We start from the raw sequence: 17,515 nt of genomic DNA on the forward strand, positions 1-17,515 counted from the left end.
ATGACTGGCATTTACATTTACAGGCCTTTGCCTTTAACTGCGTTCAGTTTCACAGACTGCACTGATTTTTGTGTCAGACTGGTATTCAACTGAGAGATCACAGCATTTTGAAGCTCTTTTCCATTGGTAATTACCTTTACGGCAACGATGATGTCAGAAGCAGCTAAGCCCCCTTTTCCGGTGATTCTGGAACCGCTTAATTTTCCGATGGTCCCGATAGGTGCAGTACCATATACTTTGGAGCTGGAACGGCCTCCTTTGTTAGTGGTTACCGTTAAACGGTAAGTAGAAGGGTCTTCGTTTTTAAGGCTGGCCAAAACTTTATCTACTTCAGCTTGTGAGCTGGTGTTAATGATCAGACCTTTAGCGGTTTCCTGAGCTTTTGATTGTACAGCTCCAAACAATAGGAACAAACTTGCACAAATAGGGATAAGTAATTTTTTCATGTTTTTGGTTTTTAATGGTTAATTGAATTTGATGAATTATCTATAGATTTAACACATTAGTCGCAAACCAGGAACAAAGGGAAACAGGTTTATAATTATTTTTTTATTTTTCTTCAAAACCCGGCATTTTAATAGAACCAGGCTATATTTTTAACAGAAAAAAATCCAGCATGGTCAAGCCCATCAACAGGATGGTTGCTATCCCTGTGATCAGGAATATACGGATCGGCGGTTGTACAATTCCATCGGTATTGCCCAAAACGATTGTTGCAGCCCAGAAATAAGGCAGGTTGTACAATTGATCATTCTCCTGCAGAAAATCCAGCTTGGCCTGATTTAATGCTTCATCCTTTGGAAGTCCTTTCTGCAGGTATTTATAGAACAACTCGGTTAACTGATAGGTCGTCTTGTTGTCTACCTGCCACAGGTTGGTCACGGTGCAGGGCACACCGGCGGTCATAAATGCCCTGGCCAGACTAAAGACCCCCTCTCCTTCGGCATGATAACCTACGCCTGTATTGCAGGCAGACAGGACAATTAGTTCGGTATGAGGAAAACTCAGCTTCTGAATTTCGGAAAGGGAAACCGTTGAATCTGCGAGGTACAGGACTGGTTCTTTCTTTGTGCTGTCTGCCGCAGCATGGGCATAAATCTGTACAATTTGATACCTGTTCAGGTGGTTTAAAAAACCCGCTCTTGTGGCTGCGCCGTTAATGATGAGCCTGGAGGTTTTAAAATAGCGTACAATATTTCCCAGCGACTGGTCTGCACCGGGAAGGGCAGCAAGCTTAAAGTTACGGTTGTAAGCGGAAGGTGCTATGCCCAGAAAGGTATGCTCCTCTACGGTAGGGAGATTGATCTTTTTCATCATGACACGCATGGAATGAACATAACTAAAGACGTATTTCCTGGCCAAAAAGCTGCTTTTGTCCAGCGAATCTGACAACAAAGCTTCAAAAGGGATAAAATGATCATCCAGAGAGACAATCACCCTTCCCTCAGGGATCTTTAAAGGCTTGATCAGTTTATCATACAATTGATAAGCGACCTTCTCATAGCAATCGTAATACTGATTCAGTAAAGATTTGTCAGCGCAAAGGGTCAGCAGGTTTTTTCTGTCCTTTCCGTACGACTTATAAGGAATCCTCAGCAATTGCTGTTGTCCCGGGGATAAGAATAAAGCATATACGGTGGAGTCGCCGGTAAAATACTCAACCAAAGATTGTTTCTGATCCTCAAGCTTGGTCATCACTGCGCGGTAAGGATATACAGAGTTGTCGTATTTATATTGATAGTAAGTCGGATATTTCAGTTCCAGCCCCCGGATAAACCCTTCCCAATTGTCCTGAGAATTGTACCACTTTTCCAGAACCTCCCTGTAATGCGCATCGCTTTTACTCAGCGACAAAAGTTTCATGCTCAAGGTATAGGTTTTTACCCGGAGCTGTTTTTCTATCCTGCGGTCTTTTTCAGCAATGTAATTTTCTGCGATGAGTTCGCAAAGCTTGTCGTTGAGTAACACTGCCCTGCTTTTTTCAAAGAAGTAATAAGCTTTCTCTATATTTTGAAGGTAAAAACAAACTTCTATCGCCTCCTCATACATTTCTTTGGTCTTCTTACGCCAGATGAGTTTTGATTGTTCCCCATCTTGTTTCCAGCGCATAATGTCTACCGCCTGATCTGCAATTTCGTAAGTTTTCAAAGCGAGGAGCAGGGTTTTCTTATTCTTCTCTTTTCGGTATAGCCCAAGCAAAGAAGATCCTTTATTGGCAAGGATCGTGGACACGAAATAGTCGTTGGAAACGAGCTTCAGCATGTCCCGGCTGAGGTTGCTTTTTACCGCTGTATCAATAAAATTCAGGGGCAGTACATTTAAAGCTTTCTGGTAATATTTCAACGCTTTATGAAAGTCCTTATTCCGCCAGTATACCACCCCGATATTGGAATACAGGCCCGCAAGCTGGTAAGTATCACCAGCCCTGGCAGCCATTTTTAGGCCTTCATTATAATAGTAAACCGCTTTTTCACTCTGACCTAAACCATGAAGGTAAGCACTGCCCAATTCCAGAAAATCCCGGGAACATTGCTCCCAGTTCTCTTTTTCCCTATTCAGTTCAAGTGATTTATGGTAATACCTTAAGGCCGAAGCGATCTTTCCCGATTTCTGAAGCAGGTCTGCATATACGGAATAACTGGTGGCAAGGTGTTCCGCTCCCCCATCTTCTCCCTCCAATAGGAAGATTGCTTTTTTTATGCAAACTTCCGCATCGGCAAATGCCCCTGATTCAATTTCCGACTGTGCTTTTTGGGCCAGAAGCGGGGCCATTGCAAGTACATCTTTATGCGCTTCGGCAAATAAGATTCCCTCATCGGCCTGTTCGATACTTTTTTGATAATCGCCGGTTTGAAAAAAAGAATAAGCTTTTTGTTCATAAGCCATAAAAACAATGGCCCGTTTATCGGGATACCCCCGTCCCACATCAATGCAACGCTCAAAATAATGGTGAGAATCCTTCAAAAAGTGAATTTTCTTATAAAATATGCCAAGGTTAAAATAGCTGTTGGTCAGAAATGAGGGATCAACACCTTCTCCTTTTCCCATATTTACAGCCACTGCTTCTTTGGTATAGATAATGGCCCGCTCCAGGTCGCCGGCCTTACTATAAATATCACCTATCCGGTGTACAATCTGGGCATATGCTCCGTTTTTCGAGGAATGACATCTAAAAAAAACCTGCTGTAATGCTTTCAACTGCCCGATCTTGTCCGAATAACTGTTACTGACATTCGATTGAATATCAGCCACAGCATCAACAATTGCAGCATCCCCCGGACATTGGCCTTTTGAAATGAAAGCCAGGCAAAAGATGACTGATACCAGGAAAGGGATCCTCAATCCCAATGAAAAATATCGCATGATAAATCCGCTATTTTATTTAACACAGGCACCGTCACGGATGTGCTTCCTGGCAAGAGCTGGATTGTTGACCAGAATACGACCGCTACGGTCATCGTTCAACAGAAGTTTAAGTGCTGCAAGAAAATCTGATTTCTTAATATTAGGTACATACAGGTTTTTCCTACAATTGGCCCCAATGAGTCCTGTGGCAATGGCCGTGGCAAAAGAAGAACCACTGATCCACACTTCCGGTCCGCTCGTCTCAAAGGGCAATTTAAATTTCATCCCCTCTTTTGAAACCTGATCTGCCAGTACTCCCAGGTCTACATATTCTTTTGAATAATTCTGACTGGTGCTTACGCTGGTACCATCCGTAGTTGTTACTGTAACGACGCTATTGGTAACTGTACTCAAATGAGCAGGATAGAAATTATGAATGGCCAGATTACGCAGCTGACTATCTGTTAAAACCAGGCCATGGGCTGCGAGGTAAAGCTGTTTTGCCAGCACATCCTCGGCATCAATTTTATTTCCGGAAGCCGTGACAAAAAGAATTCCCTGTTTTCTAAGCACATTGCTGATCAGCGTTTTTAAATAAGGGACAGGAAGTTCATAGTAATAATAAAACCCCCAGCTGGCATTGATGATCTGCGCACCTTTTGCAATCGCAAAGTGAATGGCACAGATGATCCCGAAAAGATCTCCTTCCCCATTCTTATCATGTGTTTTAAGGGGCATAATTTTCAGTCTGTTTTCCTTTGACTGCTTAAATTCATTGATGATGTACTGACTCACCACTGTCCCGTGCCGCCCGGCATGGTTATCCCGAAAATCAGCATTATCGGACACAAAATTCCAACCTGTTTTCTGTTCCTTATAGCAATCGCCGGTTACAGTCCCTGCTGTTTCCTGCCATAAATAAGCAGGGTCAACGAGATCGGTATCTATACCGGTATCCAATACCGCGACTATGATCTCCTCCCTGTTCCCATCAGGAGATATTGCCGTTCCTCTCTTTAGTTCCTTCCGTTTTGAATCAGTTTCAGGAATGGTATTCAAAAAGTTCAGGGAATAAGATTCTCCAACGGTGGTTGATTTCGGGCCAGAGCCTGCCCTTACAGAATCCGTATTCACCAGGGTATGGATTCCCTTTGCCGACCACAACTGCACCGGGATTTTACAATTGCCGCAGGAGCTGATCTTAATCCCATCGGTATCGAGAAAACCACTCTCCCTCAAAGATACCTTGATGATATTGATATCTGCTGTTGTCGGGACCTTTTTAAAATACAGCAGAATCTGATCTTTACGATAACTATTGCCCAATAACCTTTCGGTTTTGTTACTGGCCTTTTTTATCCAAACGGGAGGATCCTTCCGTTCAGATTGTTCTTGATTCTTATTCATAAATAGGGATGTTTATAGCTTTTGTAACCAAATTTCTGCTTCTTTACTTCCTGCCAGATTGCGGTCAACCACTTCCTGCAGGAGCTTTTTTGCCGCTGCCCTGTCATTACCGGCAGACCTTTTCATTAAGACCAGTGCTTTGTAAAAAAGACCGGGATTGCTGTACAGGTCGTAACCCGAGAGGCGGTCAAACTGTACAATCGCCTCTTCATATTTCTGGGAAACGAGGTAGGTGATTCCCAGATTTTTAACGGCTTCCGGTTCAGTCCTTCCTTGTGTAGTTATAGAGCTGAAGATCTGTACTGCTTCCTCATACTTTTTAGCATTGAAAGCCGCAATGCCTTTCTGTAACTGGTCTGTTGTTTCTGCCCCGCCCATATTCAAGCCGAGGGTGTTAAAGTTTGCTGCAATGTAATCCTCTGACAACTGTGTTACATGGGTTGTTTTCCATAGCAGGAACCAGCCAAACACCAGCATGATACAGGCCGCAGCCAAGTAAACTGAAAGCTTTTTAATCCTGATTCCTGCTTTCTGTGAATGCCGTGCAGGAGCCATTTCGGCATAAAGCAAGGCGAATTCCGCTCTTTTTTCCTCTTCCAGGTGCTGCCGGACCGCATCTCTCATAGCAATATAGCCTGCTACCTCTGCTGCAAAATCAGCATCGTTAACACAACGTTCTTCAAAGGATTCGCGTTCCTCTGCAGACAACGAACCGTCGAAATAGGCTTCTATGATATTTAATGAATCGTTCATCTTAAGGTTTGTTCCACATTAACTTTCTTTTTAAGCTTTTCCAGACAACGCAGGCGACTGGTTTTTACCACATCAGCGGAGTTGTATTCCATAAAATCTGCAATATCTTTGTCGCTATACCCGTCTTCAAAAAAAAGTAAGATCTGTCTGCATTTCTCTCCCAGCGCAATCAGCTTCTCCATCAGGTACTGCCGTTCTTCCTTCATCAGGATTTGCTGAACAGCGGTTCTCGCCTGATCAGGAAGCTCATACACAAGACTATCGATCGGCATGGCCTGATTTACCTTTCTTTTATTAGTCGTATCTTTCCTTAAAAGGTCAACACATTTATTGGAAAATATTTTGTAGCCATAAGATTTAAGGGCAGAACGTCCCTCAAAACTGCCTTTAACAATGTTATCGATGATGCTGATAATGGTATCAGAATATGCGCTCGCTGCGTCTTCTTCTGTCATACCGTACTTTTTTACGCCCTGATGGATAAAATAAAAGAAGGTTTTATACAAATCCCGTTCAAAAATTCTTCGCTGTCCCCCACCTGCTTTTAAGCCCTCCAAAATTGCCATATCTGAGTCTGCCCCCATAGTTCAAGATATTAAGCTTAATGTAAATTATCGGTTACAATAGGAAAGTTAGTAAAAATAACTTAGGTTAAAAACAATATTCAGACAGAACATTAAACACTGAAGGTCAGTAATTTAAAGGAAACAGCGATGAGCGATGCTAAATCGAAAAATCTAAATCCTGAATCCTAAAAAAGAGGGTAAAAAAAATCCCGGGCTCCTCATGATTGTTCATGGGAATCCCGGGATTCAGTTGGCAGGATAACTGATTAAGCAGCTATTCTGCTATTCGTTAAACTCAAATATGGATATTTAGCTTTAAGCATTTCAAAAGCACCAAACATCACTGCTCCGTAAGCAACTGTTCCGTAAAGGAAACTCTTCTCAAATGGAATGGCCGCAATTAAGCATGCGATGTAACCAGCAAATGTAGGCGGGTATAAACCAGGAATATACATGGCGCTGATGTCGCTCACAATCCAGTGCACAAGAACCGCAGCAACTGCAGAACCGATAAAAGTTAACACCGTGACTTTATTCAGCATCACTTTACCAATTACTACCATCAGGATAAATGCGATATAGGTCCAGTACCAGCCGCCATAGAAAAATCCATAACCTGAAGTTTTTGCTATAAAGAGGTCACTCAGTAATAAAATCAGTAATGGAAAAGCGAAAGCCTTCACATTGTTATTGAAATATGCCCCTCCGAATAAAGCGATAGCCCCTACTGCAGAGAAATTAGCGATCACTTTAAAGTCACCGGAAAATGGAGCTGCAACACGGATAATGCTGACAAAGATGATAATCAATAGCAAGATCATCGTACGCGGATTGAATTTAGATTCAGACATGTTCATTTAAAATTATACAGCAAAGTTATATTTTTTCTATCGGATAATAAAACGGGGAAACTCCAGTTGTGGAATTCCCCCGTTTTTCATTCATTTATTGGTCTTAATGAAAGACAAACATCGCCGGAAAATAGTATTCTCCGTAAGTAATGGTTTTATTCAATACTCCTGTTTTGGCGTTATAAAAATAAAGTTTATTCACGAGGTAGTTTGCTCCAAAACCATCCTGAACAGTTCCTGTAACCAGTTCATCCGTCTTTGCGTAATAACCCAGGTTATTTTTATAAAAGGATTGTTTATCCGGAGTAGTTACAAAAGGCTGGTCCAAAGAAGCCTTATTGCCAGATACATATCTGTATAAAGTTTTTCCTCCGCCCCAGCTATTGGCTTTAACCAGGAATACGGTATTTTCTGTACTTGAAGCAGTAATAGGTGAAGCATACCAGGTAGACCAGGTGGTACTTGGTGTAAACGGAAGCTCTACACTATCTGTGGCTAAAGATTTAGGGTCAGACTGGTACAGGTATTTACCTGCAGTATACCAAACCTTACCGTTTGGAGTTCTGGCAAAACCAAGGGTAACCCCTTTGATTTTTTTTGCCACGGAATAATCCGAAACATTGTAGATCACTGCGCCATCAGACTGAGATAATGCATACACATAGTTTTCTGCCTTTAACATGTCTCCGGTTTGTCCCTTGGTACCCAACAGGCGCATCATCGGTTTATACGTTTTCAGGTTAACAAGGTAAATTCCATCTGAACTGCTCAACAGGCCATTGTTATCATCGATTCCTACAAAAGCACGCCAGTCGTACTCCGAAGATCCGGGAATTCGTCCCACTTCTTTCATTGTTTTAGCATCGGCAACCACAACCGGTCCCTTAGCTTTGCTCACTACATATAAGTTGTTTTTGAACATTGTTCCAAACTGCACGGTAGAGGATGCCGGTTCAAATCCTTTTCCCGGATTTTCTTTCTGAAAAATACTATCCTTCAAACTCGCAGATGCGGCATCAAAAAAGCTGACAGATCCTGTACCATGACCGAACCATCCTTCATTGATGATAAAAAATCCATCTTCATACTTGCCCTTTACCGGGTTTACTTCCTGCTCTCCTACCGGAGCACTGTCTTTCTTACACGAAAATAGTGCAGCAGACAAAACTACTGCTGCTGCTATTCCCTTAAATTCTGTTATTCTCATTTATTATTGTGGTGTATTTATATTTGTTTAATTCGCTTTCACAAGGCTCAGGTCTTCTACACCGATCACTTCTGTAGATAACTCACCTAACCAACCCATATTTGCCTGTATTCCTGTCTGTATCTTGATAAAATCAATTCCACCAAGTGCTACAGGTTTACCATCTTTATCTACTGCTTTTGCAATGTCAATTTTATCTCCGCCAACCGTATTATCTGCATATCCCCATGCAAATGGAGCGCTGGTGATATAAGTGGGAACGGTCATGTCAATTCCGCTTGAAGGCAGCAATGAGCCGGTCAAAGTATATTCATTACCCATTACCCATTCCGGAAAATAGGGTTGTTTATGAAAAGTATTGGTTTTAACCACTCCCGATTTGCCGTCACTGTCTGTCCATGGCACATCAGCGGTAGCGGGAACAGGTCTTTTATAGGTGACCGAGTAATTACGTTTGTAGCCCGGTTTATTGAATTCACTACCTGGAACTTCATACCAGGTATCGTCTGCCAGGCCATTTCCGTTTTCATCCTGCATCACCCAAATGACTCCGGGTTCAGCAAAATTTGCCATTGGGTTTCCATAAACAATGATGTCGTCTTTGTTGACTTCATTGATCACCGTATGGTCGAAACCAAGGACGATATATCCACCCCAGGCACCAAGCGTAACCATTCCCTTTTTGCCCAGTATCCCCTGGGCACTGACCAGATTTCCGGGTACTTTATTAATAAACTGTCCCGGTGCAGGGTTGTATTCCAATAACCTGGTCACAAAACTACTGCTGCCAGGCGTTGCAGGGACGGTAGGTACACCTACATTTAAAATATAAACATAAGTAAATGTACCACCCTCTGCTTTTGCAGTATAGGTAACGTTATAAATTCCCGATTTAGGAGGTGTAAATGCGAATGAACTCTCCGTAGTCTTGATCACTCCATCAAGCGTCCAGGTCTGCTCCACAGCTACACCGTTCTCAATACTTGCAGAGAAGGAGATCTTTTCGTTAACTTTTCCGTTTAATTCTTTATCGGTTATGCCCATCTTCACAGCGGGTACCGGTTTCTCCTCTTCATCCTTTTTACAAGATGTTAAAACGCTAAAACCCAGAAGCGCAAGAATGAGGTAATGTTTGATTTTCATTTGTGTGTAAGTTTAAGAGAGCGGCGTTTATTAAATTATTTATAGCCGTATCTGAATGCAGCAAGCTTAGGCATATCTCCGGTTTCAAAAGAGAATTTATTTTTACCGTCAGCACCAAAACAGAAAAATTTTGAGGCACCGGAATCGCCTACGAAAACATCCTTATCCAGTGTATTTACAGTAACACCATATGGGTTTTTAACATCAGTAGCATCGGTAATAAATTTCAAACCAACTGTTCCGCTGGCTACCGTAAACACATTTAAAAAAGGGTTTGTATAATCACCAATCGCAAAGGCACTATTTGCGTTAATCGTTAAAAACTCTATATTGATTTTATCATTTTCAGAAATTTTAGTATCGGTAACACTGCTCACTTTAGTAAGGGTGGGTAAAGCGCCATTATATACTCCTCTGGTTACTACAAAAAGATCTCCGGAAGTGGTCGCGGAAATTCTTGTAGGGTTAATTGGCACAGGAATATCTTTCAGCTTGGTGAAGGTATTTAGATCGACCACTGAAATTGATGCATTATTTGAAGTTCTATACATAAAATGGTCAGAGTTGGCTACATAAAGCTTATTGTTTACAATAGCCATTTGCTCCAGTGCACCGCCTACAGCAATTCTGGAATCAATGGTTAAGGATGCCGTATCAACTTTAGCAATCTTTCCATCATAAGAAGAAACGTAGGCCTTATTCTTATAAAACAGGACATAACGGGGAAGAAAACCCACTTTATCATCCGAAAAAGAGATTCGTTTTAAAGATTTTCCGGTAGCGGTGCTCATCACTTCTACATAAGAATCTTTTGCTTCAGGAGTAGTACCTGTAACCACGCAATACAATTTACTTCCGTACTGCTGAAGATCATTTGCATTGAAGCCCAGATCAGTTCCATTCTGCTTTCTGAAATAATCCTTCTCTACCAATTTCGAAGTAACATCATAATAGCTGATGCTGCTATTGGCCCTGTTGTTTGCCATACTAAAATATCCCTCGTTCAGCACATAGACACCAAGGGTGGAAACCGGTCCCGGTACGATGTCAGGCATTTTATCCTTTTTACAAGAAGAAAAACCAGCCATAAGAACTGTGGCAAGTAAAATCGGTTTTAAAGTAATGTTTAGTTTCATAATCTATATTTTTATAATGTTTAGGTAGTGTACATTTATTTAACAAGACTCAGGTCTGCGACACTGGAAATCTCTGTAGAAAACTCCCCTACGGCTTTCAGGTTTGCCTGAATCCCCGTTTGGATTTTGATAAAATCTATGCCCGACAGGACCACGCTTTTTCCATCTTTATCTACCGCATTTGAAATGTCAATTGCATCTCCGGCGACCAGGTTGTCTGCATATCCTGAGGCGAAAGGCATGCTCGTAATCAGCCCTGGATTCGTCATATTTATATTGGTAGAAGGAAGTAATGAGCCCTTCAAAGTGTATTCAGTACTACTAAGCCAGTCCGGATAATAAGATTGGCTGTGAACAGTATTGTTCCCTATCACTCCTGTATTTCCCTGATTGTCTTTCCAGCTCACATCTCCTGTGCCGGGTACCGGTCTTGTATAAGTCACTTCGTAATTCCGTAAATACCCTGTTTTACCAAATTCACTTCCTGCGATCTCATACCAGGTATCATCGGCTTTACCATTTTTATTGTCGTCTTTCATCACCCATATGATCCCTGGTTCCGCAAAATTTGACTGCGCGTTACCTTTTACCATAATGTCTGCAAGGTCTTTTCGGTTAGGCACAGTATGGTCAAATCCAAGAACAATGTATCCGCCCCATGCGCCCAGGCTAACCAGCCCTTCTTTCCCTAAAATGCTCTTTGCCGCATTCATATTGCCCAGCGAAAGATTGATAAACTGTCCCGGTGCAGGAACATACTCGACTAAGCTGGTTACAAACTGATTACTTTCAGGAACAACAGGACTGTCGATTTTCCGGTCCTTTTTACATCCAAACCATAATACACTTGCCAAAAGCGTGATACCCAGATAATGTTTAGTGTTCATTGTGTTTGATTTATAATGATTTAATTGTGCCCTCTTTAGTCTCTTTCTTATCTGTAAACAAAAGCAAAATGAGCAGGAATATCTCCTGTAGTCACGTTCCATTTCTTTACGCCTTCCGGACTAAAACAATACAGTACTCCCGGTGAAACATAATTCCCTGCATCGGTTACAAATACTTCTTTCGTAAAAGGATTAACAGCAATTCCGTAAGGGATCACAATATTTTTGTCCGTTCCGTCGGTAATAAATTTTTTATCCAGCACTTTCTTACTGAGCACATCCAGCATCCCATAAGAAACGGTCATCTTTCCGGTATTATGGCTCCATTCAGAACCATAGAAATAGACAACGTCATTACTAATCGTTAAATTACTCACTGCAATATCATATTGTAATTTTACCTGATCTGTCTGGGTATCGATCACGAATAACTTGGAATGAATGTCCAGATAATCTCCTCTTGAGGTTACATACAGGTCGCCAAATCTATCCGCTTTTAAGCGGTGAAGGTTAATGGCTACATCGATTCGTTTTGTTTCGGTAAAAGAGTTTAGATCTACCACAGAAACGGTACGTTCATAATTGCCGGGGCTGTATCCTCCGGAGTTGGCAATGTATAATTTATCTTTAACAATCGCCATTTCTTCCGGTTGCCGCCCTACTTTCACCCTTCTGACTTCCGACAAGGTGGTTGTATCAATTTCTGCGACAATCCCGTTTGGCTCTGCGGGATTTCCCACCTGCCCTAAATAAGCACTCACATAAGCTTTGCCTTTATTAAAAGTAATGTACCGGCAATTGGTAATGTTAATTTGTTGGATACGCTTACCCGTTTTCACATCTAATACTTCCACCTTATTAGAAATATTAACAACGATGTACAACTTGGAACCATACACTCCTGCATCATTACCCACATCTCCAAGGCCTTTAACCTGCAAGGGGTTAGCTTCGTTGTAAATATTCCTTCTATATTGTCCGGCTTCAAAGTCTACATAATCAAGAGAGGCTTTGTTCATTCCCATATTGCCTTCGTTTACCAAATAAATACCTTTAACAGGGTCGTTGGGTCTTGGTGGAAATAAATACTCTTTTTCTTCTTTTGGTGGTTGAAGATCTTTTCGACAAGCACTCATCAGTGTTACCGCTAGCAGTAAAAATGTGAATGCATTTTGAAATTTATATCTGATTTTCTTCATATTAATAATCATAAGTTAGGCTAAAACGATAGGAACGACCGGGCATCGGGTAATTGGTAACCACTTCAAATGGCTGGTTAAGGAGATTATTCACCTCTGCAGTCAGACGGATTTTCCGCTTATGGAGCATGGTATTGTAATGTATCGCCATGTCATGCGTATAAAAGGGCTGTATATAATTAACAGGAATATTGGCCGACTGGTCATAGCGTTCCCCGGTATAAAGATAACTGTAGTTCATGGAAAACTTTTGATATGATGCACTCGCCAGGATTGAAATGTTGTGTAAAGGAATATAAGGAATCCGGTCCCTGTAAGTTCTTGATGCCTTATCTATATCTAAAGCCTGCTGGTAGGTATAATTCAAACCAGCGTTCAGGCTAAAATCCTTGTTCAGCTGCCATGCAGATTGCATATTTACATCCAGACCTTTTATCCCTACCAGGCCCAGGTTCATCATCGTCCATATCGCCTGTGAAGTTCCCGGAACTGCAACGATTTTGTCTTTTACTTTATTGTAATACACATCTGCCTGTATAGAGAACTGGGTTAAGGCCTGATTTTCATAGCCCTTTATATAAGTAAATCCGAGATCATATTGTTTGGTATACTCAGGCTTAATCGACCGGGGCTGATAAAAGGTAAAGTACAAATCATTTAGTGTTGGCATCCGGAAAATGCTCTTATAAAAAGAACGTATTCTAAATTCCTTTTGGCCAAATGGCTGCCAGGATACCATAACTGTTGGTGTGAGTTCATTATGGTTATCGGGAAGTGGTCCGGTCTCCACCTTGTCGTACACCAGTGTACTCAATACATTTGCCTGAATATCTACTTTGCCAAAATGGAACTGTGTGGCCAATGCATTTAAAACAGTATGTCTCCTTGGATAGGCAAAGCGATAAAGATTGCCGTTCATATCATTCATCTGATAATCTGCAGACCAGACTAAGTCCCAGAAATTATTGACCTTAAACTTATTTGCCAGCGAGAGGTAAATTTCCTGCTGATGAACCCTATTGTCTAAAAGACCATCCACCGACACAATATCAGGATTCAGGTAACGTTGGTAATCGTTTGCATATTTTGCCGCAGCCATCAGGCTATATTTCCCTATATTTTTCTCATAAGTCGATTGTGCGAAGAGATTCCGGTTCCATTGCCGCTGAGAAAAATGCCAGACATTCGCAACGATAGCTCCCGGTAAACCTTGGTTGTCGTTATAACCATATAGTTTCACACTCCATTTGCTGCTGTCCCGAAGGATCCCATTCAGGCCCAATTCCAGCCTCATGCTTTGGATATCTCCATCAGTCCTTACCCCTGTAGTGTCCCAGCTCCCATTGGTAGAACGAAACTTATAACGCCCGTTCGCATTTTTAAACTCCGCACTGACAGAGCTATAGGTATGATCCGTGATTTTAGATTGCAGTAGTAGAGAAGGGTTAACGAGGCCAAAGGAACCTGTTTTAAATACTCCTTTAAAACGATTGGTCCGTCCATCCTCAAAACTTGGTTGTCTGGATTTCAGGTATAAGGAACTTGCCGATGCAAAGCCCTTTGCAGGTTGAAAGATTGTGCTTTTCTGTCCATTATATAATTCGATCTCTTCGATATTGTCCAAAGAAAATTTCCCAAGATCGACCTGTCCGTTCTGTGCATTTCCAAGATGTACCCCGTCGTAAAATACGGCTGTATGGTTACTGCCCATACTACGGACATTGATCGTTTTCAAGCCGCCAATCCCTCCATAGTCCTTAAGCTGTACTCCAGAAAAGAAACGCACCGCATCTGCAACAGAAAGACTGTTCAGCTTTTCGAGTTCTGCACCGGAAAGAATTTGTAAGGGTGTTGAGGAAGTTTGCCTTCTGGTGATTTTTATGGTCCTGATCTGTACTTCTTTCAGTTCGTTGATCTTATTCAGTGAATCCTTTCTGGATAACTTTACCGTATCGGTCTGTGCCTTTAAATTTAAAGGCATAATTCCCCCAAGCCAGCTGATGGCCAGAAAAGTAAAAAAACAAGGGTTTATACCTTTAATGGTAAAATTGTTTCTTCTCATTTTTGTTGTGAGTTATTTACCCACAGCAAACAGTTAGATCAAGGAAATGAAATACAAAAAACAAGCACTCACTCCAAGCTTCAATCCCCGAAAGCTATGAAATATTACACTTATTGGCAGGTCTTCTGACTTACTCCCGGATATCCTACCTTCCCAATCCATCACCGGAAATTCCAGATCAGACAAGTGGCTTCGATTTGAATACCGTTATGGAGCTTACAGCTGCGGGACAGTTACGGAATCACGCCGTATTCCCTTTTAATCCCGGTGCTACCACCAGGAACCAAAAAGCGAGGCAAAGGTACTCAAATATCCAGCTAACAACAAACTTTTACAATTGATATACTATTTAGCATTTCCTTGCTATCTTAGGACTACCATTCTTTTAACAATAAGACAATTAACGATACGACAACGATGAAGACGAAAATCCCTACCCTACTCATCCTGATGTTCAGCCTCAATACCATGGCCCAACAAACAGACACTGTCCTCATTGAACAATTGATGCGCAACAATCCAGAACTCTTCTCCAAGATCCTCAACCACCCCCAGAAAAATCAAGTACAACTGTTATATACACAGGTAAACAGAAACAATAAGAACATCCCCAGCTTCAAAACCTATAGCTACAACCTCGACAACCACAGGTACTTCTACCCTGCCAGTACCGTAAAACTCGCCGCAGTGATCTTTGCCCTGGAGAAAATTAATGAACTGAAGCTAAAAGTAAAAGACCTGAGTTCCAAAAACACCATGCTTACAGATTCGGCCTATGCCGGACAAACAAAAGTAGCCAAAGACAGTACTTCCGCAGATGGCCTTCCTTCTGTAGAACATTATATTAAAAAGATCCTGTTGACCAGCGATAATGATGCGTTTAACCGCCTTTTTGAATTTATTGGCCGCGCAGAAATCAATGCAAAACTAAAAAAGTATGGCTTCAATGACAGCAGGATCCTAAACAGACTGGCCATCGGCGATTCAGGAGAACCTGCAAAGCACACCAACCCGATCAGGTTCTACCATAAAAACGCACTGATTTACACCCAGCAAGAACAATACGATCCTAAAGAATATCCCCTTCAGCTCACAAATACCATCATGGGGAAAGGTTATCTCGACAGCGCCGATAAACTGGTCAATAAACCTTTCAGTCTGGAAAACAAAAATGCCTTTAGCATCTCTGATCAGCAGGCCATGATGAGGAAACTGATCAGTCCCGAAGCATTCCCGGAAAATGAAAGGTTTAACCTAAGCCCTGAAGATTATAAACTCATCTACACCCAAATGAGTAAATTACCTACAGAAAGTATTTATCCTTCTTACAATCCTGTTGAATTCTGGCCATCCTATGCAAAAATGTTGTATTATGGCCGGGAAAAGGATGCGGTCATCGAACCCAACATCCGGATCTTTAACAAATATGGAGATTCTTATGGCTTCATCATTGACAATGCCTATATCGTAGACCTGAAAAACAAAGTAGAGTTCTTCCTCACTGCAGTGATCCATTCTAATGATGATGGCATTTATAATGACAATAAATATGAGTACGAAACTGTATGCTATCCTTTCATGGGAAATATAGGACGCATCATCTATCAATATGAACTGGAAAGGAAACGTGAGCGAAGTCCGGATTTGAGCAAATTCAAACTTGTTTACTAGTTCGTCTGTTAAGGGAAAAAGAAGCATTTTATTCAAAGGCTGAAATCTTCGCCCTGAAGGGGACAAATCTTTCTATGCCTTTTCATAATACGCATCTTTTTCCTGAAAACCCACAAGCTACCTGCCAAATGTTTAAAAAACTATGGCGATTAGCTAAACCAGGTATATTGTAACGCTTTTAACTGCCTGCTGCCAATAGCTTGTTGTATTTCCAATTGGCGGGTAAGCGTCATGCTATTCAGGAAAAAGATGCGGTCTGTGAGAGGGCATAGAAAGATTTGCCCCCTTCAGGGCGAAGATTTCAGCCATCGAACAGATTGCTTCTTTTTCCGTTTTTCTGTTTTTACGTTTTTAAAAGTTCTTCTTTGATTTCCTCCAGTTTTTTCATCTCTGCTTCCTCAAGAACCGGGAACTTAAGCTCCAACCGGTTAAAGTGTTCTTCCAGAATCTGGCTGATCGCCAATCTTGCGTGCCATTTTTTATCGGCAGGGATAATATACCATGGTGCCTGTTCCGTAGAAGTTTCTTCTATTGCCGTTTCATAGGCTTCCATATATTCCTTCCATCTACCCCGCTCTGTGATATCTGCGGATGAAAACTTCCAGTTTTTTGCAGGGTCATTGATGCGATCCAGGAAACGGGCCTTTTGTTCATCTTTGGAAACGTTTAAGAAAATTTTGATGATGGCAGTTCCATTGTCAGAGATGTGTTTCTCAAAGTTACGGATGCTTTCATATCTGCGTTTCCAGAATTTGTCGTCTATATTCCTGACGTCCTGATAGCCTGGAATATTTTCCTTCAGCACATACTCCGGATGAACTTTACAAACAAGTACATTTTCGTAGTGTGACCTGTTATGAATACCGATCCGGCCTCTTTCCGGTAATGCTTTATAATGACGCCATAAAAAATCATGCTCGTATTCTTCGGAAGTCGGGGTTTTGAAACTGTATACCTGGCATCCTTGTGGATTCAATCCAGACATTACATGCGAGATTGCGCTGTCTTTTCCTGCAGCATCCATTGCCTGAAAAAGAATAAGAACAGAATATGCATTTGCAGCGTAGAGCGTTTCCTGTAGTTTACTTAGCCTTTCCTTAATTTCTTCCAGCTCCTGCTTCCCATCTTCTTTTTCCTGATCGCCATCGTAACTGGTTTGGTAGTCTTTTAATACAACTTTCTTGCCCGGAACAGCCAGGTATTTTTCGATTTCTTTTTTCATTGTTTAAAGTTTATTGGTGCCGGAATGATATTGGAACACATTATAGCATATACCATTCCAATAATC

At 41.6% G+C, this 17,515-nt stretch carries 14 protein-coding genes and 1 riboswitch; of the genes, 1 reads left to right on the forward strand and 13 read right to left on the reverse strand.

The features are described from left to right. Nucleotides 1-17: 17 nt before the first annotated feature. The 12 genes from DBR43_RS16330 to DBR43_RS16385 all read right to left on the reverse strand — a co-directional run bounded on the left by DBR43_RS16330 (nt 18) and on the right by DBR43_RS16385 (nt 14,556). Complete coding sequence (locus DBR43_RS16330) at nt 18-446, reverse strand: hypothetical protein (RefSeq protein WP_124582674.1); 429 nt, start codon at nt 444-446, stop codon at nt 18-20. Nucleotides 447-588: 142 nt separating this feature from the next. After that, nucleotides 589-3,363, reverse strand: coding sequence for a CHAT domain-containing protein (locus DBR43_RS16335; protein ID WP_124582676.1), 2,775 nt, complete (start codon nt 3,361-3,363; stop codon nt 589-591). A 15-nt stretch (nt 3,364-3,378) separates the two neighbouring features. Continuing rightward, nucleotides 3,379-4,752 carry a S8 family serine peptidase gene (locus DBR43_RS16340; protein ID WP_124582677.1) on the reverse strand — a complete coding sequence of 458 codons (1,374 nt, stop codon included), beginning with the start codon at nt 4,750-4,752 and terminating at the stop codon, nt 3,379-3,381. A gap of 12 nt (nt 4,753-4,764) precedes the next feature. Further along, nucleotides 4,765-5,505, reverse strand: a complete 741-nt coding sequence (locus DBR43_RS16345; protein ID WP_124582680.1) for a hypothetical protein — start codon at nt 5,503-5,505, stop codon at nt 4,765-4,767. Then, nucleotides 5,502-6,089 (reverse strand): RNA polymerase sigma factor, encoded by a 588-nt coding sequence (locus DBR43_RS16350; protein WP_124582682.1) that lies wholly within the window; start codon nt 6,087-6,089, stop codon nt 5,502-5,504. The genes DBR43_RS16345 and DBR43_RS16350 overlap by 4 nt, the downstream gene beginning before the upstream one ends. 248 nt (nt 6,090-6,337) lie before the next feature. Beyond that, the gene (locus tag DBR43_RS16355; protein WP_233603003.1) at nt 6,338-6,922 is read right to left on the reverse strand and encodes a DUF6580 family putative transport protein; all 585 of its coding nucleotides are present in this window, start codon (nt 6,920-6,922) and stop codon (nt 6,338-6,340) included. Between the two features lie 103 nt (nt 6,923-7,025). Continuing rightward, on the reverse strand, nt 7,026-8,129 hold the full coding sequence (locus DBR43_RS16360; RefSeq protein ID WP_124582686.1) for a DUF5074 domain-containing protein: 1,104 nt from the start codon (nt 8,127-8,129) through the stop codon (nt 7,026-7,028). 27 nt (nt 8,130-8,156) lie between these two features. Continuing rightward, a complete protein-coding gene (locus DBR43_RS16365) occupies nt 8,157-9,272 on the reverse strand; it encodes a PKD domain-containing protein (RefSeq protein WP_124582688.1) in 1,116 nt (371 codons plus the stop codon). 35 nt (nt 9,273-9,307) lie between these two features. After that, complete coding sequence (locus tag DBR43_RS16370; RefSeq protein ID WP_124582690.1) at nt 9,308-10,408, reverse strand: DUF5074 domain-containing protein; 1,101 nt, start codon at nt 10,406-10,408, stop codon at nt 9,308-9,310. Nucleotides 10,409-10,443: 35 nt separating this feature from the next. Then, a complete protein-coding gene (locus tag DBR43_RS16375; RefSeq protein ID WP_124582692.1) occupies nt 10,444-11,295 on the reverse strand; it encodes a cell surface protein in 852 nt (283 codons plus the stop codon). A 47-nt stretch (nt 11,296-11,342) separates the two neighbouring features. Then, entirely contained in the window at nt 11,343-12,494 is a 1,152-nt protein-coding gene (locus tag DBR43_RS16380; RefSeq protein WP_124582694.1) for a YncE family protein, read from the reverse strand. A 1-nt stretch (nt 12,495) separates the two neighbouring features. After that, a complete protein-coding gene (locus tag DBR43_RS16385) occupies nt 12,496-14,556 on the reverse strand; it encodes a TonB-dependent receptor (RefSeq protein ID WP_124582696.1) in 2,061 nt (686 codons plus the stop codon). A 97-nt stretch (nt 14,557-14,653) separates the two neighbouring features. Next, nucleotides 14,654-14,859: riboswitch (cobalamin riboswitch) on the reverse strand. A gap of 114 nt (nt 14,860-14,973) precedes the next feature. Between DBR43_RS16385 and DBR43_RS16390 the strand changes: the two genes are divergently transcribed. Further along, nucleotides 14,974-16,227, forward strand: coding sequence for a serine hydrolase (locus DBR43_RS16390; RefSeq protein ID WP_233603004.1), 1,254 nt, complete (start codon nt 14,974-14,976; stop codon nt 16,225-16,227). A gap of 343 nt (nt 16,228-16,570) precedes the next feature. Here the strand turns inward: DBR43_RS16390 and DBR43_RS16395 are convergent, their stop codons facing one another. Beyond that, entirely contained in the window at nt 16,571-17,449 is an 879-nt protein-coding gene (locus DBR43_RS16395) for a polyphosphate kinase 2 family protein (RefSeq protein WP_124582698.1), read from the reverse strand. Between the last annotated feature and the right edge of the window lie 66 nt (nt 17,450-17,515).

The organism is Pedobacter sp. KBW06, assembly GCF_003852525.1.
Classification (GTDB): domain Bacteria; phylum Bacteroidota; class Bacteroidia; order Sphingobacteriales; family Sphingobacteriaceae; genus Pedobacter.